The organism is Acinetobacter junii CIP 64.5 (genome assembly GCF_000368765.1).
In the GTDB taxonomy this organism is placed as follows: domain Bacteria; phylum Pseudomonadota; class Gammaproteobacteria; order Pseudomonadales; family Moraxellaceae; genus Acinetobacter; species Acinetobacter junii.
This window is the reverse complement of sequence record NZ_KB849655.1, coordinates 1,484-22,788: the sequence shown is the minus strand read 5'-3', so window position 1 is coordinate 22,788 and position 21,305 is coordinate 1,484. Positions and strand designations below refer to the sequence as shown.

At 40.1% G+C, this 21,305-nt stretch carries 16 protein-coding genes and 5 pseudogenes; 9 read left to right on the top strand and 12 right to left on the bottom strand.

The window, feature by feature from the left end; all coding sequences use genetic code 11:
• Nucleotides 1-86: 86 nt before the first annotated feature.
• Nucleotides 87-1,244 (bottom strand): iron-containing alcohol dehydrogenase, encoded by a 1,158-nt coding sequence (locus F948_RS05820; protein WP_004961446.1) that lies wholly within the window; start codon nt 1,242-1,244, stop codon nt 87-89.
• A 185-nt stretch (nt 1,245-1,429) separates the two neighbouring features.
• Between F948_RS05820 and F948_RS16860 the strand changes: the two are divergent.
• Nucleotides 1,430-1,759: pseudogene (locus F948_RS16860) on the top strand (IS3 family transposase); the annotation flags it as partial.
• Between the two features lie 85 nt (nt 1,760-1,844).
• On the opposite strand, the gene F948_RS05815 reads toward F948_RS16860, so the two are convergent.
• The 5 genes and pseudogenes from F948_RS05815 to F948_RS15990 form a co-directional block, all read right to left on the bottom strand.
• Nucleotides 1,845-2,147 carry a putative quinol monooxygenase gene (locus tag F948_RS05815; RefSeq protein ID WP_002050969.1) on the bottom strand — a complete coding sequence of 101 codons (303 nt, stop codon included), beginning with the start codon at nt 2,145-2,147 and terminating at the stop codon, nt 1,845-1,847.
• A 240-nt stretch (nt 2,148-2,387) separates the two neighbouring features.
• Complete coding sequence (fghA, locus tag F948_RS05810) at nt 2,388-3,218, bottom strand: S-formylglutathione hydrolase (protein WP_004961440.1); 831 nt, start codon at nt 3,216-3,218, stop codon at nt 2,388-2,390.
• A 126-nt stretch (nt 3,219-3,344) separates the two neighbouring features.
• Entirely contained in the window at nt 3,345-4,457 is a 1,113-nt protein-coding gene (locus F948_RS05805) for an S-(hydroxymethyl)glutathione dehydrogenase/class III alcohol dehydrogenase (protein WP_004961439.1), read from the bottom strand.
• 21 nt (nt 4,458-4,478) lie between these two features.
• Entirely contained in the window at nt 4,479-4,754 is a 276-nt protein-coding gene (locus F948_RS05800) for a metal/formaldehyde-sensitive transcriptional repressor (RefSeq protein ID WP_004799251.1), read from the bottom strand.
• A 431-nt stretch (nt 4,755-5,185) separates the two neighbouring features.
• Nucleotides 5,186-5,408: pseudogene (locus F948_RS15990) on the bottom strand (IS1 family transposase); the annotation flags it as partial.
• Between the two features lie 225 nt (nt 5,409-5,633).
• Between F948_RS15990 and F948_RS05795 the strand changes: the two are divergent.
• The 3 genes from F948_RS05795 (at nt 5,634) to F948_RS05785 (ending at nt 9,650) form a co-directional block, all read left to right on the top strand.
• Complete coding sequence (locus tag F948_RS05795) at nt 5,634-7,445, top strand: monovalent cation:proton antiporter-2 (CPA2) family protein (protein WP_004961436.1); 1,812 nt, start codon at nt 5,634-5,636, stop codon at nt 7,443-7,445.
• 203 nt (nt 7,446-7,648) lie between these two features.
• Nucleotides 7,649-8,644, top strand: a complete 996-nt coding sequence (locus F948_RS05790) for a zinc-dependent alcohol dehydrogenase family protein (RefSeq protein WP_004961432.1) — start codon at nt 7,649-7,651, stop codon at nt 8,642-8,644.
• Nucleotides 8,634-9,650 carry a zinc-dependent alcohol dehydrogenase family protein gene (locus F948_RS05785; RefSeq protein ID WP_004961429.1) on the top strand — a complete coding sequence of 339 codons (1,017 nt, stop codon included), beginning with the start codon at nt 8,634-8,636 and terminating at the stop codon, nt 9,648-9,650. Before F948_RS05790 ends, F948_RS05785 begins: the two co-directional genes overlap by 11 nt.
• A 50-nt stretch (nt 9,651-9,700) precedes the next feature.
• Here the strand turns inward: F948_RS05785 and F948_RS05780 are convergent, their stop codons facing one another.
• Complete coding sequence (locus F948_RS05780) at nt 9,701-10,600, bottom strand: LysR family transcriptional regulator (RefSeq protein ID WP_004961426.1); 900 nt, start codon at nt 10,598-10,600, stop codon at nt 9,701-9,703.
• Between the two features lie 135 nt (nt 10,601-10,735).
• Here F948_RS05780 and F948_RS05775 point away from each other — a divergent pair, with 135 nt between their 5' ends.
• From F948_RS05775 to F948_RS05765, 3 genes are all read left to right on the top strand, one after another.
• A complete protein-coding gene (locus F948_RS05775) occupies nt 10,736-11,476 on the top strand; it encodes an SDR family oxidoreductase (RefSeq protein WP_004961424.1) in 741 nt (246 codons plus the stop codon).
• 71 nt (nt 11,477-11,547) lie between these two features.
• Nucleotides 11,548-12,546, top strand: a complete 999-nt coding sequence (locus tag F948_RS05770) for a zinc-binding alcohol dehydrogenase family protein (RefSeq protein ID WP_004961421.1) — start codon at nt 11,548-11,550, stop codon at nt 12,544-12,546.
• 20 nt (nt 12,547-12,566) lie between these two features.
• On the top strand, nt 12,567-12,851 hold the full coding sequence (locus F948_RS05765; protein WP_004961419.1) for a putative quinol monooxygenase: 285 nt from the start codon (nt 12,567-12,569) through the stop codon (nt 12,849-12,851).
• 101 nt (nt 12,852-12,952) lie between these two features.
• On the opposite strand, the pseudogene F948_RS05760 reads toward F948_RS05765, so the two are convergent.
• Nucleotides 12,953-14,085, bottom strand: a pseudogene (locus F948_RS05760) (IS4 family transposase).
• Nucleotides 14,086-14,484: 399 nt separating this feature from the next.
• Between F948_RS05760 and F948_RS15985 the strand changes: the two are divergent.
• Nucleotides 14,485-14,670: pseudogene (locus F948_RS15985) on the top strand (ATP-binding protein); the annotation flags it as partial.
• A 457-nt stretch (nt 14,671-15,127) separates the two neighbouring features.
• Here F948_RS15985 and dld read toward each other — a convergent pair.
• The 4 genes from dld to lldP form a co-directional block, all read right to left on the bottom strand.
• Nucleotides 15,128-16,828, bottom strand: a complete 1,701-nt coding sequence (dld, locus tag F948_RS05755) for a D-lactate dehydrogenase (RefSeq protein ID WP_004961414.1) — start codon at nt 16,826-16,828, stop codon at nt 15,128-15,130.
• A gap of 230 nt (nt 16,829-17,058) precedes the next feature.
• A complete protein-coding gene (gene lldD, locus F948_RS05750; protein WP_004961411.1) occupies nt 17,059-18,204 on the bottom strand; it encodes an FMN-dependent L-lactate dehydrogenase LldD in 1,146 nt (381 codons plus the stop codon).
• 3 nt (nt 18,205-18,207) lie between these two features.
• The gene (gene lldR, locus F948_RS05745; RefSeq protein WP_004961408.1) at nt 18,208-18,951 is read right to left on the bottom strand and encodes a transcriptional regulator LldR; all 744 of its coding nucleotides are present in this window, start codon (nt 18,949-18,951) and stop codon (nt 18,208-18,210) included.
• Between the two features lie 17 nt (nt 18,952-18,968).
• On the bottom strand, nt 18,969-20,633 hold the full coding sequence (gene lldP, locus F948_RS05740) for an L-lactate permease (protein ID WP_004961405.1): 1,665 nt from the start codon (nt 20,631-20,633) through the stop codon (nt 18,969-18,971).
• A 394-nt stretch (nt 20,634-21,027) separates the two neighbouring features.
• Between lldP and F948_RS05735 the strand changes: the two are divergent.
• Nucleotides 21,028-21,305, top strand: a pseudogene (locus F948_RS05735) (IS701 family transposase); the annotation flags it as partial.

Genomic DNA, 21,305 nt, shown 5'->3' with positions numbered 1-21,305 from the left:
TTTCTCCGATAATTTTCAGGATTGAGGAGCATTGTTGCATGATCACTTGTCGTGTAGCGTGATCATGCCAGATACGCGCATTTAGCTTAGATACTCGTCTCGAGAATTTCACGACTGATCTCTAATGAAACATTTTTATGTTCGCCTAGCTGTGTAAGATTGTGTGATTTAAGTTGCGTAATGATGATCTCAATATCTGTCTCCCCCAGTCCATCATCGCTAAGACGAGTCGGCAATCCAAGTTGCTCAAAGAAGGCTCGAGTACGAGCAATAACAGTATCAATACGTTGTTCTTCATCACCTTCGACAATCTGCCAGACACGAGCTGCATACTGTAGTAATTTTTCTCGCTTCTCTTGACGACGCACTTGTAGATTGGCGGGCAACACAATGGCCAAGGTACGAGCATGATCAATACCATGTAAAGCCGTGAGCTCATGTCCAATCAAATGGGTTGACCAATCTTGTGGTACACCAGCTCCAATTAGCCCATTCAGTGCCATGCTAGCAGCCCACATCAAATTCGCACGCGTGTCATAATCTGCTGAATCGTCCAAGATTTTCGGTCCAATCTCAATCAGCGTTTGCAATAGACCTTCGGCAAAACGATCTTGTACTTGTGCATTGACAGGGTAAGTTATGTACTGTTCCATGACATGAACAAATGTATCGACCACGCCATTTGCTAACTGGCGCTTCGGCAAGCTAAAAGTTTTATTCGGATCCAGTACGGAAAATTGCGGAAAAACATAGGGGCTGCTAAATGACAATTTGGCTTGGGTCGATTTTCTGGTGACTACCGCACCGCTATTCATTTCTGAACCAGTTGCCGGAAGGGTGAGTACACTCGCAAAAGGCAAAGCTTGAGTAATCTTAGTACCATGGGTTTCTAAAATTTCCCATGTATCCCCTGTATAATTGACTGCTGCTGCAATAAATTTAGTACCATCAATTACCGATCCACCACCGACAGCCATCAAGAAATCTATCTTTTGTTCTCGAATCAGCTCTACAGCTTTCATGAGGGTTTCATAACTCGGATTCGGCTCAATTCCGCCAAATTCATGAATTTCTCTTGCACCTAATGCTTCACGCACTTCAGCTAAAGTACCATTCTTACGTGCACTTTCACCACCAAATAACATTAATACTTTTGCATCTGTAGGCACATAGTCATTGATTTTAGCTATTGTATCGCCACCAAAAATAATGCGGGTCGGATTATAAAAGTTAAAATTCAGCATATTTTTATCCTAGGATGATCAGCTAATTGATTTGAAAAACCACCGTTATTCATCAAATAAACTTTAAAAAATTGGACAATACTGCGGCTTTTGACTGCACCATGTGCTAACTATACATAAAAATAGACCAGTCGTCTATTTTTTTAAAAAAATTATTTCAGCTTGCCAAATTGAGTGATGGTTAAACACATTCAGGCTTGTTCTATAACACTTTTATTATTGATGTATTTTCACGAGCGATTGTTGTATGGAAGGTATCAACATGTATGACTACTGACATGGTCGTGAACGCATTGGCTAAAACAGTGAATGACTCATACAAAATAACGATGATTAAATATTTTAAAAGCAGATTGGCACGGTTTAGCAGATGTACAAATGCGACAGTAAATTAGATAGATTGGTTCAATATAAAGCACGTAAATAGTTGTATTCGTTTATTTACCCTGTTTGGGATATTGACCCATTTAAATGATGAGATTAAGCCACTAAATAAAGTAGCCCAACTTGAATAAAAAGCCCCTGACAAACCTCACAGGGTTGAAGTGCTGCCTTTCATTCAAAATTTCAGGCAGCACACTCATACATTTAAGCGTCGGTTTAACCTGGTAGTTTACTCGCCAAAACATCTACTTTTTCAATAGACGGTGGCTCTGAAAATAGATCATCGGCCTGAGCCATCAAAGCAGCTGCAACCTTACCAGATAAATGTGCTTGGCGACCCGCCTCATCAGGAAATGCATCAAAAATACCAAATGTTGTAGGTCCAAGGCGTAGGCCAAACCACGCAACTGTCGCAGGTTCTTCCATTACAATAGGTAAACCGCCTTTAAGGAAAGCTTCCACTTCGTCTTCTTTACCTGGTTTAGCTTCAAGACGGACATATAAAGCTGTTTTAAGCATGACTAAAACTCCACAATTGATTAAAATTCAAACTCATTCTGACATTACTAATGTATGTATGTCAGAAAGTTTTGTTGTACAAAGGTTAAAAACAATTTTCCATAGCAGAGTCAAAATTTGGATGTTTATTTCGGCATAATGCTATGAATTTATTCAAGTTAATATCATTAACATTTGAATCAAAAAATATTGCTCAAGAAGCATTCAAGAACAACATGTACATCCTTATAACTATGAAAGTTATTTAGCTAGGAATTTGCTGTGAAACTCTATATGTTTCTCTATAAAGCTCGCAATGAAGTAATAGCTATGGTCATACCCTTCTCTTAGGTTAAGTGTAAGAGGATATTCTTGTTCCAAACAAATATCACTAAGAAGCTTAGGCCTTAACTGTTCTTCAAGAAAATCATCAGCTGTTCCCTGATCGACTAAAATAGGTAAATGAACTTCAGCGTTTTTGATTAATTCAATCGCATCATAGCTTTTCCATAAAGTTTCATTTTCACCTAGGTAGTGTGTAAAAGCCTTTTTCCCCCAAGGTACTTGGCTAGGTGCAACAATTGGTGCAAAAGCAGAAATACTTTTATACAGCTCAGGGTTTTTTAACCCAATGACTAATGCACCATGACCACCCATGCTATGCCCCATAATGCTTTGGACTTGATTGGTCGGAAAATTCAGGTCAATCAGATTTCTGAGCTCCTCCACAATATAATCATACATTTTGAAATGCTGTGACCAGGGTGCTTGTGTTGCATTCACATAGAATCCTGCGCCTTGGCCTAAATCATAATCTGCATGATCTGGTACATCCTCTCCACGTGGGCTGGTATCTGGTGCAACAATAATGACTTTATGTTCAGCCGCATACTTTTGTGCTCCGGCTTTAGTAATAAAGTTCTGTTCGTTGCAAGTCAGTCCTGATAACCAATATAAAACTGGCAAGCGCTCATCTTTGTCATGAGGTGGCAGATATATTGAGAATTTCATTGAACAGTTTAATGCTGTTGACTGATGGCGATACACTTCTTGCGATCCACCAAAAGAAGCATGTTTCTCAATTATTTCCATAATCAATTACCTATGTTGAGCAAGACTTCATGAGAAATCGGTTTTACAGATAATGTGCCGTTTTAGAGGATTCCATGCATGTCATTCATGATGCACATGCATGGAAAACTATAAGGCCTGACGGAATTATTCGTAATGAATTACAGTACGAATTGACTTACCTTCATGCATTAGATCAAAGGCTTCATTGATCTGATCCAAGCCCATCGTATGTGTCACAAATGGTTCTAATTGAATTTTACCTTTCATGGCATCTTCAACCATTCCTGGAAGTTGCGTACGACCTTTTACGCCACCAAAGGCAGAACCTAGCCATTTACGACCAGTAACCAGTTGGAATGGACGGGTAGAGATTTCCTGACCTGCGCCAGCTACACCAATAATTACGGATTGTCCCCAGCCACGGTGTGCACTTTCAAGGGCTGCACGCATCACATTCACGTTACCAATACATTCAAATGAATGATCTACACCCCAACCAGTCATTTCGACAATGACTTGCTGGATTGGTTTATCGTAATCTTTAGGGTTCAAGAAGTCCGTTGCACCAAACTCTTTTGCCAGCGCAAATTTATCTGGATTCATGTCAACCACAATAATACGCCCTGCTTTAGCTTGACGTGCGGCTTGTACGACTGCTAGACCAATACCACCTAAACCAAAGACCGCAACACTATCACCTTCTTGTACTTTAGCCGTGTTATGTACTGCACCAATACCCGTTGTTACCCCACAACCCAGTAAGCAGACATGTTCGTGATTGGCTTCAGGATTGATTTTAGCCAATGATACTTCTGCCACTACCGTGTATTCACTGAACGTTGAGCAGCCCATATAGTGGTAAATCGGTTGACCATTGTAGGAAAAACGAGTGGTACCATCTGGCATTACGCCTCTACCTTGAGTTTCGCGAACGGCAATACACAAGTTCGATTTTCCAGATTTACAGAATAAGCACTCGCCACATTCAGCGGTGTAAAGTGGAATTACATGATCACCTGGTTTGACGCTAGTCACGCCTTCACCCACCTCAACGACAACACCAGCACCTTCATGCCCGAGAATAGCCGGAAAAACACCTTCAGGATCATCGCCAGATAAAGTAAATGCGTCTGTATGACACACACCAGTATGGGAGATCTTGATTAATACTTCACCTTTCTTCGGTGGTGCAACATCAACTTCAACAATTTGAAGAGGTTGACCAGGACCAAACGCAACGGCAGCACGTGACTTCATGGAATAATTCCTTATATAGATCTATTTTAAATATGATTTTAGAATCTTGGCGATTTCAGCCAATTCTTCTTTTCGTTGTTGTTCTGTGGTTTCACCTGATACTAAAGTGTCCTTTAAATGAACCTCCAACATTTCATTCATCAAACCATTAATAGCACCACGCACAGAACAAATTTGTTGCAGAATTGCAACACATTCAACATTGTCTTCTAACGCTTTTTCAATCGCTTGCGTCTGACCTTTGATCTTTCTGACGCGTAGAAGAATCTTTTTTTTGTCTTCAACCTGATTAGGCATCAGACCTCCTTATTTGCTAGCATTAATACTATACTACCCCATAGTATAAAAAAAACAATATTTTTTATAAACCTTAAAAATTTAGGTAGTGTTTCAAAAAGTATGCTGAGATTAAATGAAATCACTATTGGCTCTACAACTAGATGCCATAATTAATTTTCCAAATCTTTACAATAACTTAAAAAAATAAACTTCTGACATACTCCCCCCACTTTCGACTAACTCTTTACGAAACATGTTTCTCAGGGATTTTAAAGAAAAAGCTCTTAGGCGACTTACTCACGAATTTAGGCATGCTTTCTGCTTCACAGAGCGACCTTTACCGCATCTTTCCTTCATAGACAAAGTGGTGTGTCCTACCGCTAGAATATTGCGAGAAGCATTAATATCCTTATTCTTGCTAAAGCCACACCCAATACTGAACTAATACATCTAATCCGATGCCTTATTTTTGCAATTATTTCCCTCAATACCTACAGTTAAAAACTTACCAATACTTTGCTGACAGGCTTTAAATGCAGTGATAAAACTATCCCATTGATTACTTGAAATTCGGGTATAGTGAATACTTAATTGTTTCAACTTTTCCTTCAGTCATTGGACTATAGTTATATCTCTTTTAGCCCAAACATGAGTAACAATTTCTCGTGTTTTTTCAGCACACATCACTTTTCAAAGTAGCATAAATTTCCTATCTTTCATCTTGTTAAAGTTGGGGGCACTGCTTAATTGGGTACTTTCCAATTGAGCCTTGAAAAGTCTAATGATTCTACAAATACACCTCAATTTTCAACTCACTACAAACGTGTTGCACTTGTGTTTTGAATCTACTTTCTATACTTGAAATGTCAACATACTCTATACAAACCTGAGAAATATATGAGTGCAGAAGCCACATCTATCAGCCTTCTATCCCCTGTCATACTGCTCACAGCGGCAGTGATTTCAGTCCCCTTAATCAAGCGCCTAGGATTAAGCTCGGTATTGGGATATTTAATTGCAGGATTAATTATTGGTCCATTTGGACTAGCATTTTTCTACGATTCTGCGTCTATTCTGCATATTGCTGAGCTTGGTATTGTGATGTATCTGTTTGTGATTGGACTAGAAATGCGTCCATCATATTTATGGAGTTTAAGAAAAGAAATATTTGGATTAGGCGCATTACAGATTATTGCCTGTTCATTGGGGTTAACGGCGGTAGGCCTGGTCTATGGCTATTCTTGGCAAGTGAGTTTTGTATGTGCTGCAGGCTTTGTACTCACCTCAACTGCAATTGTTATGCAACTTTTGGGAGATCGTGGAGACATTGCTCAACCACGAGGACAAAAAATTATCTCAATCCTGCTGTTTGAAGATTTATTGATTGTACCTTTATTGGCAATTGTCGCTTTTATCGCACCGAATCATGTTGTTGAAAGTACTTCTACGCGTTTGCAGAGCATCGGAATTGGTTTAATTTCGATTGCAGGTTTAATCGCTGCAGGCTATTGGTTGCTTAATCCTTTATTTCGCTTATTAGCCCTAGCCAAAGCCCGTGAAGTCATGACTGCAGCAGCACTCTTAGTGGTACTCGGCGCAGCATTACTGATGCAAGTCACTGGCTTATCGATGGCTATGGGGGCATTCCTTGCAGGGGTATTACTCTCCGAATCCACTTTTCGCCATCAGATTGAAGCAGATATTGAACCGTTTCGTGGCATATTGCTCGGATTATTTTTTCTAGCCGTAGGCATGTCATTAGACCTTAACGTCGTAAAAAATAACTGGGGGTTAATCTTAAGTGCTGTTCTTGCGCTGATGTTTGTCAAAGCATCCATAATTTATCTGACTGCACGCATGACCAAAAGTTCACACTCTGAAGCACTCGATCGCGCATTACTAATGGCTCAAGGGGGCGAGTTTGCTTTTGTACTCTTTGCTGCCGCCATGAGTGCTCAAATCATTAGTGCTACTGAAAGTTCAAACCTGACTGCAATTGTAGTTTTGTCGATGATTTTGACCCCGATTATAGGCATTTTATTTAAACGTTTTACCCAAACTACAGAACAAACTTCTTTAGAAAATATCCGTATTGCCGAAGGACTTTCCGGAAAAGTATTGATGATTGGTTTCGGTCGTTTTGGACAAGTCTCCAGTCAATTACTGCTTGCTCAAGGCATTGATGTGACCATCATTGATAATGATATCGACATGATTCAAAACGCTGAAAGATTTGGATTTAAAATTTACTATGGCGATGGTTCTCGTTTAGATATTTTACATGCCTCTGGAGCAGATACGGCTGAAGCAATTGTTGTTTGCGTAGACCACAAAGAAACGACGAATAAGATTGTAGAGTTGGTGCAACATGAATTTCCTTTAACCAAGTTACTGGTTCGCTCTTATGACCGTGAGCATGCGCTGCATTTAGCAAAACAAAATGTGGATTATATGATTCGAGAAACCTTCGAGTCGGCAATGCTATTTGGCGGTGCGATTTTAGAAGAATTGGGTGTTGACCAGAGTGATGTTGAAGAAATTAGCCAAGAAATCCGAGAACGAGACAAAGAACGTTTTGAAACCGAAGTTGCAGCAGATGATGTCTATGCGGGTATCGGTTTGCAATACACAGGACCGCGTCCGACTGCACCTTTAATTAAACCAAAGCAGACAGGGCAAATTCTGAATGAAGATGACACTCAGCAATAATTTCACATATTAAACCCCCAAAAAAAGAGGTCTGGGTAGATCTCTTTTTCGGTAAGCATCCGCTTAACCCCACTTCTTTAGTGAGCGAATGATATTTATTATTCATTATTTAGGAATTATTAAATCCTATAAATATCATTTATTGGATTATTTTACTTTGATACTGTGCACATCATCCCCTCAGTTAAGAATAAGGAACAACTATGAATAAGATGATGAATGCTCTTATCCTAGAAAATTTTGGTGATCATGAATTTAAACGTGTAGAACTCCCTATACCTCAACCAGAGGCTGGGCAAGTTCTAGTACGTATTCATGCTAGTGGTGTAAACCCTATTGATTATAAAATTCGTCTTGGTGAAGCACCATATGCTATGCCAGAGCTTCCTGCCGTGTTGGGAACAGATATGGCTGGGGTTGTAACTGCTGTTGGTGAAGGTGTCACCGACTTCAACGTCGGAGATGAAGTTTACGGTCTGATTGGTGGCGTTCGTGGTCTTCAAGGATCTTTAGCAGAATATGTTGTAGCAGATGCCGATCTGATCGCATTAAAGCCACGGAATATCTCTATGCGCGAGGCAGCAGTACTACCATTGACGTTCCTCACTGCTTGGGAAGGTTTAGTGGATCATGCGAAGGTCCAACCAGGTCAAACTGTACTGGTTCAGGGTGGTGCTGGTGGCGTTGGTTATATGGTGGTTCAGCTTGCAAAAGCACTTGATGCAAATGTTTGGGCGACTGGTCGTACAGCTGATCAATCACTGATTTCAGAACTCGGTGCAACACCTCTCGATTACACAACAGCATCTTCCGATGACATTATTGCTGCAAGCCCTGAGGGTCAAGGTTTTAACATTGTTTACGACACTGTGGGTGGTCCAGTACTCGAAGCTTCACTTTCAATGACAACTCACTATGGCCACATTACCAGCTGTGCTGCATTTGGTCATCATAATTTAGCGAGTTCATCTCTACGGTGTGCCACAGTGTCTGGCGTATTCGTCCTAATGCCGATGTTAACAGGCAATCGCCGTTCTCATCATGGTGATATCCTTAAGATCGCGACTCGTCTCGTTGAGGAAGGTAAACTGCGTCCTATTGTTGATCCTCGTCATTTTACTCTAGACCAGGCGATTGAGGCTCATGATGCTGTTCAAGATCGCTCTGCCAATATTAAGGTCGTGATTGATGTCATTTAACGCACTTCAGGCCAAGACTTGGCGCTTCAATTCTATTGGAGATACAGACGTTCTGACATTAGAAACACTTCCTGTTGCTTTACCAGCAGCAGGAGAAGTTCTAATCCAGATGAAAACGATCGGACTCAACCGGGCTGATGTAATGTTTCGGCGTGGTACTTATATTCAAAAAGCAGTATTCCCTTCTCGTCTGGGATATGAGGGAGCAGGCATAGTTCTGGCAATAGGTGAAGGTGTACGCCAATTTTCTCCAGGAGATGCAGTATCGATTCTTCCGACTGACAATCTAGCCAAATATGGGACATATGCGGACAAGCTTCTGATTCCAGAAACTTTTTTAGTTCACAAACCCGATAGTTTAAGCTGGGAAGAAGCTTCTTCAATCTGGATGCAGTATTTGACGGCTTGGGGTGGTGTAATCCATGCTGGTGGAGTTTCGAAAGGAAAAACGATCTTGATCACAGCAGCTTCAAGTAGCGTAGGACTAGCTGCGATACAGATAGCTGAAGCAGCGGGTGCTAAGGTCATTGCAAGTACACAGACGGTAGAGAAAAAGCAACGTTTACTGGATCTCGGTGTTAAAAATGTTATAGCCAGTGAAGATGAACCAGATTTGTATGAGGCGCTTGTTTCACGTTTGGGTGGAGAATATCTTGATGTCGCCTTCGATGCTGTAGGAGGGCCACATATTGAACAGATTGCAAAAGCGATGTCTGTGGGAGGAACTATGGTTATGCATGGTGCACTTAGCCCGGAGATCACACCATTTCCCCTTAAAGTTGCATTACGCAAGAGCTTAACCATGCGAGGTTTTTTGTTCCTTGAGGTTCTGCATGACCCTGTTCTAAGAGAGCAAGCCAGACGATTTATTCTTAGCAGTATAGGTGCAGGATATCTTCATCCAGTGATCGACTGTTGCTTTAACTTTGAGGACATGCATGACGCTCAGCGCTATCTTGAATCAAATCAGCAAATAGGAAAAATTGTAGTTACTCTAAATACATGATGGTCTTATCTGATTTCTACTTCCTAGAAAAAAGGTTAGTTCTATCTGATTCAGTTTTCTATATGGCCCAACACTTCCGCTAAGTAATCAAACAATGCTCGGATTCGCAAAGGTGTCGGGCCCCGCTGTGGACGATATAAATACAGGCGCCAAACGGGAGAGGTTTCCTCATGAAGTATCTGAATGAGCTTACCACTCCTAAGCCACGGCAAAACTAGAAATCCAGGCATGTGTCCGAATCCGACTCCAGCGAGAATCGCTTGAAATTCAGCTTCTAGATCATCTGTAATAAAACGGGGCTTTGATGGCGTAAAGCTTCGACTTTCGGTGAATGTCCATGGCCAGTAACGCCCTGTTTTATGATCGACTAGTGCTGTTAGAGGGTATTTATCAAGGTCAATAATTTTTTTAGGCATTCCAACCTTATCAATTAACTCTGGCGTACCCACAGAATAAAAGTTCACTTTCGCCAATTCCCTTGCTACATATCGATTGTCCGGCAAAAATCCAAATCTGATCCCGATATCTATCCGCTCATCGATCACATCCGAGTGTGAATCTGTGAGCACACAATCCACGACAATATCTGGATAACGTGTGGCAAATTCTGCTAGTGCGGGTACGACCAATTTACGCCCTAACACAGACGACACAGTAAGACGGACAGTCCCACGCATTTCATCTCGTTTTTCCTTGGTGTCTTTTACAAACAAAGCATCGATCGATCCCACCGCAAAACGTGCTTGCTTTGCCAGACGCTCTCCATCAGCGGTAATTTTAATTTGTCGAGTACTCCTGTAAAACAGAATCTCTCCGCGCTGCTCTTCTAGCTCTTTTATTGCCCGTGTCACTACCTGTGGGGAAATACCCAGCTGAGTTGCTGCCTCTTTAAAATTTCGAGACTCTGCTGCGACACAAAAGATACGCATCATTTCCAATTTGTTCTGCATGTCCAATCCTGTGTTATGGTAATTATTCCGTAAATAGGAATTCTGAAAGATAATATTATTCATTTATTATACCCAACAAGGCTGTAATACTTAACCCATCAAATATGATTGACAGATAGGTTGAAGGTTACTTGTATGAATAATATCGAAAATAAAGTTGTTGTGATCACTGGTGCAAGTAGTGGTTTAGGTGAAGCTACTGCTCGCTTCCTTGCTAAAAAAGGTGCAAAGGTTGTACTTGGTGCTAGACGTACTGAAAAATTAGAGGCTATTGTTCACGACATTCGTGCTGAAGGTGGTCAAGCTGAATTTATTGGTATGGATATAACCAAACCACAGGAAGTACAAGCACTTATTGAAAAGGCATTAAGCGCATTTGGTCAAATCGATGTATTGGTAAACAATGCTGGATTAATGTCTATTGCACCATTAAGTGAGCTAAAAGTTGATGAATGGGATCGTATGATCGACATCAATATTAAAGGTGTTCTTTATGGTATAGCAGCTACCCTACCTGTTTTCCAAAAACAAAACTTTGGACACTTTATTAATCTCGCATCTGTTGCAGGGATAAAAGTATTTAGTCCAGGAGGTACTGTTTATAGCGGTACTAAGTTTGCTGTAAGAGCCATCTCTGAAGGACTTCGTCATGAGGTTGGGGGAACAATTAGAACGACGACTATTGAGCCTGGTGCAGTTGAGTCAGAACTAAAATTTGGTTCTTCTCATAAAGAAAGTTCAGAGTTTGTTACTGATTTCTACAAACAAGCCATACCAGCTGACTCAGTCGCTCGAGCAATTGCTTATGCAATTGAACAGCCTGCAGATGTAGATATTAATGAAATTGTTTTGCGCCCAACGAGCCAAGAGTTTTAATAATTGAATAACAAAAAATGGGAGCACCTCGCTCCCATTTTTACTATATTTTTAAAGTTAAGGACAAATCTATGAAAGCCGTATCGTATGTTATCAATAACCATGATGATTTTAAAAATTCATTGGTAGATATTGAAAAAGCGAAGCCTACGCTTAAGGAGCGTGATGTACTGGTAAAAGTTCAGGCAATCTCTGTGAATCCAGTTGATACCAAAGTGAGAAAAAATTCGTCTGAAGCAAATAATCGTATTTTAGGTTGGGATGCCGTTGGGGAAATTATTGAAGTTGGCTCAAAAGTTACCTCGTTTAAAGTAGGAGATTCTGTTTGGTATGCTGGCGATTTAACCCGAGATGGTAGTAATGCTGAGTTTCAAGCAGTCGATGAACGAATTATCAGTCTTAAACCAATTAAAGTATCTAATGCAGAAGCAGCAGCATTGCCATTAACTGCAATAACGGCATGGGAAATGCTGTTTGATCGGTTTCAAATTTCAGAAACAGAAGTTGGCAGTATTTTAATTATTGGTGGTGCAGGTGGTGTAGGATCAATCGCTATCCAACTCCTAAAAGCAAAAACAAATCTGACCGTTATAGCAACAGCTTCACGTGAAGAAACGAAATCTTGGGTGGAATCACTGGGTGCCGACCATGTCATTGATCATAGCAAAGATTTAAACGAACAAATCGAAGCACTAGGTATTGAAAAACCAAAATACGTCTTCTCTACCAATCATACAGAAACATATACCAAGCAAATAGTTTCTCTGATTGCACCACAAGGCAAGCTTGGATTGATCGATGATCCACAAACATTTGATATTATGCCGTTTAAGACTAAATCTATTTCTATCCATTGGGAGTTGATGTTCACTCGTTCAATGTATGAAACCGATGATATTGAAAAGCAAGGTGAACTGTTGCAACAGGTTGCACAATTAGTTGACCAGCAAAAAATTAGAAGTACCCTCAACCAAAATCTAGGCAAAATTAACGCTGCAAACTTGGAGACGGCGCATAAGTTGCTTGAATCAGGCAAGTCAAAAGGCAAAATTGTACTAGAAAACTTCTAAAACAAATTCAAGGTGAAATAATGACTATTTCAATAATTGCGAACTTTAAGGCAAAGTCAGATCAAAAAGAAACGTTAGAAGCGCTTTTAAAAAGTGTAATAGAGCCTACGCTTCAAGAAGAAGGATGCTTGAAATATGAGCTTTATATTAGCGAAAATGACTCGAGTAGATATTTCTTCTTAGAAGAATGGCGTAGCAGAGAGGATTTAGATATCCATATAGCGTCTGATTATATTCAAAGTTTATTTGGTAATATCCAATCGCTCATTGAATCAAGTGATATTGTAGAAATCAAAAAAATATAGCTGTATTCGGACGTTATGATGAAGTATTCTTCAAATTAACATAGAGACTTAGAAAGTTAATATAAAAATGGGAGCTCTAAGCCACTGCTGTCCCACAAATATCACAAGAAGAACCTCAATTGAGGTTCTTCTTGTTTTCGCCATTTTTTATCAGGCACAAAGAGTGACCTTAAAAGTTTCCTTTCAAATAAATTGACCTGAATAATTCTCAGTAAACGCTGAACACTCCATCCTTCTTGTGCCATGTGTTTAGCGAAGTTCACCAGCAAATAGGCAATTAATGCAATCCATATTTGCGTTTGTATCGCATTGCGGCTTCGACCTAGAAATGACTTCAGTTTTAAATTCTGCTTGATGGCTTTAAAGAATAACTCAATCTTCCAGCGGTCTTTATAAATTGCAGCAATGGTGGATGCTGCCAGATGAAAGTTGTTGCTCAGAAATTCGAATGTTCTTTTCTTATCTGTATCATAAAACTCTATACGTCTTAATAATTCAGGTGCGCCTCTTTTCTTGGCATGCGCACTGCTCAATTCAATACATTCATCCGCAATAATCCCTTTAGTCTCTAATACGCTGCGGCTTGATTTAACTTGATAAACTGTCTTTGGGCGTAGCCGGGTTACAAAGCTGACGTTCTGAAGTGTCAACTGAGCAAACCATTGATAATCAACATATCCTTTATCAAAGACGATAATGCTGCCAGCAGGAAATTTAAATGCTCTGCCTTGCACCATATCATTTTCAATACCATCCCCAAGTGCTACAAATTCAGGAATGGTATTGCTGTGATTTAAGCCAACACTGAGTTTAATACTGGCTTTGGATTCATGTACTTTTGCCCATGCGCACAATGACAGTGAAAGATCAATATGACTGGCATCTAGTGAATACAGCGGATTCTTGAATCTAAATTTATGTGCAGTTTTAGAGTTTTCACAGCGCTGAAGCAGCTGTGTGAACAATTGCTGATACAGGCTGGCGGGCTGTTCTTCGTTGAGTCTTGCTAAGGTGCTTCGCGCAATTCTCTTTGCGCCAAGATGATAGAGCTTTTCCTGCTGGGATTCGAGATTGGATTGAATGTCTCTTAAGCTTTGCCGACAAGAAAGTTGGGACATCAATATGGCAACAAACTGATCCCATGCCCAGAGTGGTGCAGTTTAGCCAGACGTTCAAAATCTTGTCTTAGAATGGGTTTGAGTAATTGATGAAATACGGTATTCTGATGTGACAAAACCTGAGTTCTTTATAGTTAAAGTGTTTGTTTGCACTCATATTTTAACTATTTAGACTCAGGTTTTTTTATTTAAAGCAAACTATGGGACAGCAGTGGCTCTAAGCTCCTATTTTTTTTGAGTGAACCGTACCGGGTTTGTCTGAGACTTTTTTTATTTAAGTTAAGCCACCTGACCTAACGGGTTAATCTTATCATAGTACATTGGGTAATCCCCCCCTAAAAATAATAGGGTCTAAGAAGAGGTTTTCGCTCTGTGGACTTTTGCCACAGTTGGATCGTACGTGTAGAAACATTGAAATGCTTTGCTGTTTTTCACACAGACATTTTATTTCTAGTCAAAATCTCAATGACTTTGTCTTTAAAATCTTTTGAATATCCCATTTAGAACTTGGCTATAGTACTATATTGACGAGTAACTTACCATTTAGCCAATGGTCCAAATCCTTTGCGGATGATGTCACGTTGACCGCTGTGATGTTAGATCGGTTATTGCATCACTGTCATGTGGTACAAATATCGGGTGAGAGTTATCGCTTGAAGGGTAAAAAAAGAATAGGGATTCAGCCACAGGTTGAAACTTAATACGAGGTCAAAGGGGGCAATTTTAGAATGCCGTTGACAACCGAAGCAATTGAAAGGTCCGGTGCATTACAAGCCTGAACGATCTGCTGTTTAAATTCAGCACTGTATGTTCTTCGTTTTTTCTCAAGAGATGCGATGGATGAACCGTACCGGGTTTGTCGGTGATCCTAGACATATACAGGGACAAGGCAATGTTTGAAATCATTGAAGATTTAAAAAATAAATTAGATCAATATCATTCAGTTTATTAAAAGGGTAATACAATTTAATGACGAGTAGAGTCCGTAGTATGAAGGGCTTTTTAAGCGGTATCTGTGCATCTCTATATGCTCTCACAATAAGCCAACCATTCAGATTAAGAAATCATTGGCTTAAATGGGTTTAGGGTTATAGATCCTAGATATCGTTATTTTAGGCTGTTTATTACCAATATACGATGCATTAAAAATATTTTCTGTTACTTCCAATTTTTAAGCTTAGATGTCTGTCCAATACCGACATTAAAACTGTTGGTTGGATCAAGTTTTTCATAATGATTTTTCAGCGCAGGTTTAGCCACATATAAATGTCCAACATTATGCTCTGCTGGATACTCAGCGCCACGGCTATCTAACAAACGCCACATTGCATGTTCCATAGCTAAAGGATCAACATCTTTTTTAACAATGTAATCTTGGTGGAATACATGACATAAAAAATGTCCATAATACAATTTATGTAAAATCTGCTCATCCATTTCTTTAGGTAAAGTTTCTACCCATTCACGATCATTACGGCGAAGTGCGATATCCAATGCAACAATATCTTCAACTTCTGATCGGTGCGTATCTCGATAACGAATTGCAGCACCTGCGACCGCAAAACGATGTAAAAATGCTTTTCGCCCTTCATCTTCATCACAAAGGAAATAATCACCAGTTTCGTGATGATCAAAGTAGCTTTCTAAAAATGCCTCTACCGCAGCAACATCTTGATCTTCAATACGTAGTACCAAATGATGCTCATATAAATTTCGAAATGCATTCATACGCTTCGGCAAGTGTGACGGTAGAAATTTTGTCAGCAATTGCAGAAATTTATCAGAAAGACCTCGCATTTTCATTTTTTCAAGATAACCATCTATTTTATCTTTCATCGCAAACGCAGCAGGCACTTTGGCTGTACCGAACTTCTCGATAAACATAAAAGTATCCTTACCATATTCAGCACCAATGTCATAAGCAACACGATGAATATACTCACCAGCAATAGGAATACGCGGCAAATCTTTCAGTAAAAAACGACGGATTTTGGTTAAATCTTCTTGGTGATTACTCCCCACATAAAACACTTGGCTTGAAATTCTCTCAAACGTATCTAAACGCACTGCAAACACACAGACTTTACCCGCTGAGCCCGATGCTTCGAATAAACGGGATGGATCAGCATTAAAACGTGCCGGCGTGTTTTCATCAACTTTCGCCACATCTTTAATATAACGATGGTCTGATGCACAGCACTGACTCTCATTTTCGATGTCGGCAATTTGATATTTTTGTTGTTCCAAATTCGATAAGATTTCCTCAGAAGAATGACCCAAATTCACACCTAAATGATTGACTAATTCAAGCGAGCCTTGATCATTCACTCTCGCATATAATGCAAGCTCTGTGTACGCAGGCCCACGACGCACCAATGCTCCACCAGAATTATTACATACGCCGCCTAAAACTGAAGCACCGATACAAGATGAACCAATGACTGAATGAGGTTCACGATTAAAAACTGCTAATTCTTTTTCTAAACGATCCAAAGTCGCACCTGGTAAACAAATGACTTGCTTACCTTCATTGATTACTTGAATGCCCCTTAGACGACGGGTACTCATTAATAATACTGGACGATCATAATCATCGCCAAATGGAGTTGAGCCACCTGTGAGTCCTGTATTAGCGGCTTGCATGATTACGATACAACCAGCATCTACCGCTATTTCAAGCACTTTCCATTGTTCGACCAATGTCCCAGGAACAACGACAGCTAAGACGTTTCCTGTACCGTAACGGCGGCCTTGGCGATACAAACGAGTATCTTTCTCATCAGTCAGCACATTGTTTTTACCAACAATATCTATTAGTTTTTGAATAGTCTGTCGAGAAGAGGATTGAGTGTTTATCATTTTTAAGTCTTCTATTGTATAAATGCCCAAATAATATAATTCTCTCTCCTAGGTATCTTTTAAAACACGGCTTTAAAATTCAGCACAAGTGAAGATTAGAAGAGATTCTTTCTAAACTATCGAAGCCCCTTTTTCAAAAGAAAGCTTTGTTTACCTAAATTATTCGGATAAGAATCTCTTTTTTCAAAGGAAAGTTGGCAGAAATTTACTAATGTGAGTAATTAAATCGCTTACTCTTTCTCTAACTTGACCAAGCAATCCGATGTAATATCTGCAATGGTTCTTGCACCAGTCAATGTCATTGCCACACGCATTTCTTTCTCAATCAAATCTAGTAAATTACTTACCCCAGCACCGCCGGCAGCACCAAGTGCGTATACAAATGCACGACCAAGCATGCAAATATCTGCACCCATAGCCAACATACGTACTACATCAAGACCGTTACGAATCCCTGAATCTGCTAAAATTTTGATGTCACCTTTGACCGCACTTGCAATTGAAGGAAGCGCACGAGCAGAAGACAAAACACCATCAAGCTGGCGACCACCGTGATTGGAGACCACAATTCCATCTGCGCCAAAACGTACTGCATCCTTGGCATCTTCAGGATCTAAAATCCCCTTAATAACCATGGGACCCTCCCAATAATCACGAATCCACTCAAGATCTTTCCAAGAAATTGAAGGGTCAAAGTTATTGCCCAGCCAACCGATATAATCTTCCAGACCTGTCGGCTTACCTAAATATTTCGAAATGTTACCTAAATCATGCGGACGACCCAATAAACCGACATTCCAAGCCCAGTGTGGGTGCATACACGATTGCATATAACGACGCATTGCAGCATTTTTACCACTCATTCCTGAATGTGCATCACGGTAACGCGCACCTGGAACAGGCATATCGACTGTGAATACTAAGGTAGAACAGCCTGCGGCTTTAGCACGTTCCAAGGCATTTTTCATAAATCCACGGTCACGTAGTACATACAGTTGAAACCACATTGGACGTTGAATCGCAGGTGCCACTTCTTCAATCGGACAAACTGAAACTGTTGATAAGGTAAATGGAATGCCCTTTTTATCTGCGGCAACTGCGGCTTGAACTTCACCACGACGCGCATACATACCCGTTAGACCTACAGGTGACAATGCCACTGGCAACGCCAAATTTTCACCAAACAATTGCGTTTCTAAGCTCAGCTCAGACATGTCATTTAACACACGTTGACGTAAAGCGATTTTTGATAAATCTTCTACATTACGCTTTAAGGTATATTCCGCATAGGCGCCACCATCGATGTATTCAAATAAAAATGGCGGTAAACGACGTTTCGCAGCTTCACGATAGTCATTTGCAGAAGAAATAATCATAACTTATGTCCTATTTAATCGACTCGAACGTTGACGACGAGCTTCTTCTTCATCGATCATACGTACGCGTTGAACAACAAATTCAATATGCCCACAAGCTGCTTTACGTGCAGTCTCTGAGTCTTGACGTTCAATTGCGTCCATCACCTCAAAGTGCTGGTCATGCAATTGTTCAAAATGTTGTGGTGTAGTGTAGACTTTACGTCGCCCTAACATCACGTTGTCTTGCAATAAATCAAACAAACTACGCATCATTTGGATCAGTACTAAATTGTGGGATGCTTCTGCAATCGCTAGATGAAACTTCGCATCTGCTATTGCTGCGTGGGCATCATCACCTAAAGCCTGAAAATGGCTAATCTGCTCAAAACACTGACGAATATTGATCAAATCACTGGGTGTGGCACGTTGTGCGGCATACCATGCTGTACCACCTTCAAGCACCATACGAGCTTCTTGTACATCAAAACGATATTCAGGATCCTGATCTATCAAACCGAATAATGGCTCAACGATTTGATGCTGTGACCAATGTGCAGGCAACTGCTTTAAATAGGTGCCTGCACCCGCTTTGCTCTGAATAATCCCTGCGGTAATCAGCTGTTGAATCGCCTCACGTAAAGAGCTACGAGACACACCCAACTGTTCACAGAGTTGCCGTTCAGCAGGCAATCGCTCTCCGACTTGCACATTATTTTTTTCAATCAATAGACGTAAACGCTGTACCACTTTGTCGGAGACTTTCATTTTTTTCCTTGACCCGTTTATGGAATCATCCACGGGAAAACATAAGCTTGTAAGGCCACAATAATACCAATCATCACCGTAAAGATAATGCTGTGTTTTACTGTAAATCTAAATAAATCAGATTCTTTACCAACTAAACCCACTGCCGCACAAGCAATCGCAATTGATTGAGGGGAAATCATCTTACCTGTTACCCCACCACTGGTATTGGCAGCAACTAACAAGACTTCAGGCACACCGATTTGCTGTGCTGTAGTGGCTTGTAACGCTGAAAACAATGCGTTAGCTGAAGTATCTGAACCTGTAAGAAACACCCCAACCCAACCCAAGAATGGTGAGAAGAAGGTAAAAGCCTGACCCGTATGTGCCAGTGCTAAAGCAAGCGTTGCTGACAGACCTGAATAGTTTGCAATGAAGGCAAAAGCGAGCACCATACCAATCGAATAAATTGGTGTTTTTAGTTCATTCACGGTTTCAAAGAATGTCGAAACTGCCTCTTTAGGTTTCATTTTTAAATAAATGATCGTGATCAATGCCGCCAACATAATCGCCGTACCCGTTGCCGATAACCAATCAAACTTATAAATCGCATCATAATCTTTAATTTCAGACACGACAGGCGGTAGCTTTTGAATCAATTGATGCAAATACGGCACTTTAATTGAAACTACTAAATCACTTAGTGCACCGTCCTTAACAAATAAATCTTTAAAAGGTTTGATGCTCCAGACCGTCACCATTGCTGTAAGTATCAAAAATGGAGACCAAGCTTTAGCTATCTGCCCCACACTGTATTGCTTACGAACTTGCTCAATAATAGTTTCATCTACTTGTAAATCTTTATCCTGAAAACGAAAAATATGTTTTGGCTTCCAGTACTTAAGTAAGATTGTCAAACTGACCAATGCTGCAATTGCAGCAGTAATATCGGGTAATTCAGGACCAACAAAATTTGATGTTAAATATTGCGCTAAAGAAAAAGATAAGCTGGCGACTAAAATAGCAGGCCAAGTTTCTTTAACCCCACGCCAGCCATCCATAATTGCCATGATCCAGATCAATACAATTGGCACCATAAAGGGTAACTGACGACCCACCATTTGACTGATTTCCATAGTGTCAACACCTGAAACCTGCCCAGCGACAATGATCGGAATTCCCATTGCACCAAAAGCAACAGGTGCAGTGTTAACTATCAGGCATAGCCCAGCCGCATATAAAGGCTTAAAACCGAGTCCCACCAACAATGCCGCAGTAATTGCGACTGGCGCACCAAAACCTGCCGCACCTTCTAAAAACGTACCAAAAGCAAACCCAACTAATAGCATTTGCAGACGCTGATCTTCTGTAATTGACAGAATAGAGGAGCGAATAATATCGAACTGTCCTGTTTTTACTGAAATCTTATATATAAAAACTGCACCGATAATAATCCATGCAATTGGCCACAGTCCGTAGAAGAATCCATAGACCATTGATGCCAATGCCATTCCGATTGGCATTTTGTATAAAAATAATGAGACCAGAAAGGCTAAAAAAACGGTAATTGTCGCGGCTACACTCCCCTTCATACGAAAAATAGCCAATGCCAAAAAAAAGAAAACAATAGGAACTAGCGCTATTACACTCGAAATCCAAATATTGCCCATGGGATCATAAATTTGTTGCCACTGTTGAAGCATTGTCTACTCCTTGAAATGCTTAACTACTAGATTGAATAGTTTATTACACTTATATACTAAACTGGTATGACCAATTTAGTAATTAAGAGATAAAATGTACATTTTATATTAGAAATATTAGCCGAAAAACGCAATAGACAAGCTTTAATTTATTTTTTGGTGTGACCAATTTTAGAATCTATTAAAATCTTATACATTATTAAAAACTTAAGTAATACATGGTTTTGTTGCACAAACCTATTCTTGAAAGCTTATTCAGCAATATAATTCCCAAATGAATAAGCCTATACCTAAAATCTACCGGACAACGAAAGGCTAACCTACTACTCTTACAGTCATAGGACTTACGCATTGACGGATTCAAAAAAGTACTAAAATACTTTATAAAGTATCTGTGATCAGACGAATTAAACATGCTTCTACAGCAACTTGTACTCTACCCATTTATATGGGCTTTCTCATGACAGAACCGAACTCTATTAGCTGCACACAACTTGCCGAGACTTATAATATCTCGCATGATAGTGTAAATCGCTTTCTAGAGCGTGAAGATTACACACCTCACGACCTATATCAAGAATCAATTCAACATATTAATAATAACAAACTTATAGTCAGTATTGATGATACTGTTTTAGATAAACCATATAGTCAACATATGGACTTAGTTAG

Coding starts and splice junctions, on each gene's coding strand:
- fghA (WP_004961440.1), bottom strand. CDS start 3,218: ATGGAAATAATTGAGAAACATGCTTCTTTTGGTGGATCGCAAGAAGTG.
- lldD (WP_004961411.1), bottom strand. CDS start 18,204: ATGATTATTTCTTCTGCAAATGACTATCGTGAAGCTGCGAAACGTCGT.
- F948_RS05805 (WP_004961439.1), bottom strand. CDS start 4,457: ATGAAGTCACGTGCTGCCGTTGCGTTTGGTCCTGGTCAACCTCTTCAA.
- F948_RS05815 (WP_002050969.1), bottom strand. CDS start 2,147: ATGCTTAAAACAGCTTTATATGTCCGTCTTGAAGCTAAACCAGGTAAA.
- F948_RS05780 (WP_004961426.1), bottom strand. CDS start 10,600: ATGCAGAACAAATTGGAAATGATGCGTATCTTTTGTGTCGCAGCAGAG.
- F948_RS05775 (WP_004961424.1), top strand. CDS start 10,736: ATGAATAATATCGAAAATAAAGTTGTTGTGATCACTGGTGCAAGTAGT.
- lldR (WP_004961408.1), bottom strand. CDS start 18,951: ATGAAAGTCTCCGACAAAGTGGTACAGCGTTTACGTCTATTGATTGAA.
- F948_RS05770 (WP_004961421.1), top strand. CDS start 11,548: ATGAAAGCCGTATCGTATGTTATCAATAACCATGATGATTTTAAAAAT.
- dld (WP_004961414.1), bottom strand. CDS start 16,828: ATGATAAACACTCAATCCTCTTCTCGACAGACTATTCAAAAACTAATA.
- F948_RS05785 (WP_004961429.1), top strand. CDS start 8,634: ATGTCATTTAACGCACTTCAGGCCAAGACTTGGCGCTTCAATTCTATT.
- F948_RS05800 (WP_004799251.1), bottom strand. CDS start 4,754: ATGCCTAATCAGGTTGAAGACAAAAAAAAGATTCTTCTACGCGTCAGA.
- F948_RS05790 (WP_004961432.1), top strand. CDS start 7,649: ATGAATAAGATGATGAATGCTCTTATCCTAGAAAATTTTGGTGATCAT.
- F948_RS05820 (WP_004961446.1), bottom strand. CDS start 1,244: ATGCTGAATTTTAACTTTTATAATCCGACCCGCATTATTTTTGGTGGC.
- lldP (WP_004961405.1), bottom strand. CDS start 20,633: ATGCTTCAACAGTGGCAACAAATTTATGATCCCATGGGCAATATTTGG.
- F948_RS05765 (WP_004961419.1), top strand. CDS start 12,567: ATGACTATTTCAATAATTGCGAACTTTAAGGCAAAGTCAGATCAAAAA.
- F948_RS05795 (WP_004961436.1), top strand. CDS start 5,634: ATGAGTGCAGAAGCCACATCTATCAGCCTTCTATCCCCTGTCATACTG.